Origin of the sequence: Paenibacillus taichungensis, from assembly GCF_013359905.1 — a bacterium.
In the GTDB taxonomy this organism is placed as follows: domain Bacteria; phylum Bacillota; class Bacilli; order Paenibacillales; family Paenibacillaceae; genus Paenibacillus; species Paenibacillus taichungensis.
This window is the reverse complement of sequence record NZ_JABMCC010000020.1, coordinates 1-267: the sequence shown is the minus strand read 5'-3', so window position 1 is coordinate 267 and position 267 is coordinate 1. Positions and strand designations below refer to the sequence as shown.

Sequence of the window (267 nt, the reverse complement as noted above, 5' to 3'; positions counted from 1 at the left end):
GTGCCCACCCGAAGTGCTGGCAACTAAGATCAAGGGTTGCGCTCGTTGCGGGACTTAACCCAACATCTCACGACACGAGCTGACGACAACCATGCACCACCTGTCTCCTCTGTCCCGAAGGAAAGATACATCTCTGTACCGGTCAGAGGGATGTCAAGACCTGGTAAGGTTCTTCGCGTTGCTTCGAATTAAACCACATACTCCACTGCTTGTGCGGGTCCCCGTCAATTCCTTTGAGTTTCAGTCTTGCGACCGTACTCCCCAGGC

At 53.9% G+C, this 267-nt stretch carries 1 rRNA gene; it reads right to left on the bottom strand.

The features are described from left to right. A 16S ribosomal RNA gene (locus HP548_RS00095) occupies nt 1–267 on the bottom strand; the annotation flags it as partial.